Below are 1,103 nucleotides of genomic sequence, written 5' to 3'. Positions count from 1 at the left end.
GATTTCCGAATGGGGAAACCCACTGGCATAAGCCAGTATCATTGAGTGAATACATAGCTCAATGAAGCGAACCGGGAGAACTGAAACATCTAAGTACCCCGAGGAAAAGAAATCAACCGAGATTCCGAAAGTAGCGGCGAGCGAAATTGGATTAGCCCTTAAGCTTTACATGTGTTAGACGAACGGTCTGGAAAGTCCGACGATACAGGGTGATAGTCCCGTAGTTGACGATGCATGTTCAGTGAAATCGAGTAGGGCGGGACACGTGTTATCCTGTCTGAATATGGGGGGACCATCCTCCAAGGCTAAATACTCCTGACTGACCGATAGTGAACCAGTACCGTGAGGGAAAGGCGAAAAGAACCCCTGTGAGGGGAGTGAAATAGAACCTGAAACCGTGTACGTACAAGCAGTAGGAGCACCTTCGTGGTGTGACTGCGTACCTTTTGTATAATGGGTCAGCGACTTATATTCAGTGGCAAGGTTAACCATCTAGGGGAGCCGTAGGGAAACCGAGTCTTAACTGGGCGCCATAGTCTCTGGATATAGACCCGAAACCGAGTGATCTAGCCATGGGCAGGTTGAAGGTTGAGTAACATCAACTGGAGGACCGAACCGACTAATGTTGAAAAATTAGCGGATGACTTGTGGCTAGGGGTGAAAGGCCAATCAAACTCGGAGATAGCTGGTTCTCCCCGAAAGCTATTTAGGTAGCGCCTCGGACGAATACTACTGGGGGTAGAGCACTGTTAAGGCTAGGGGGTCATCCCGACTTACCAACCCTTTGCAAACTCCGAATACCAGTAAGTACTATCCGGGAGACACACGGCGGGTGCTAACGTCCGTCGTGGAGAGGGAAACAACCCAGACCGCCAGCTAAGGTCCCAAATTCCTGCTTAAGTGGGAAACAATTGGGGGGTGCTAACGTCCGTCGTGGAGAGGGAAACAACCCAGACCGCCAGCTAAGGTCCCAAATTACAGCTAAGTGGGAAACGATGTGGGAAGGCTTAGACAGCTAGGATGTTGGCTTAGAAGCAGCCATCATTTAAAGAAAGCGTAATAGCTCACTAGTCGAGTCGGCCTGCGCGGAAGATGTAACGGGG

1 rRNA gene is annotated in these 1,103 nt (G+C 50.3%); it reads left to right on the top strand.

Annotated features, from left to right (window positions below):
* Window positions 1-1,103 (top strand): 23S ribosomal RNA (locus BSI_RS0121840); the annotation flags it as partial.

Origin of the sequence: Bacillus inaquosorum KCTC 13429 (assembly GCF_000332645.1) — a bacterium.
In the GTDB taxonomy this organism is placed as follows: Bacteria; Bacillota; Bacilli; order Bacillales; family Bacillaceae; genus Bacillus; species Bacillus inaquosorum.
Note: the sequence above shows the minus strand (reverse complement) of the source record. Positions and strands in the feature narration are given on the sequence as shown.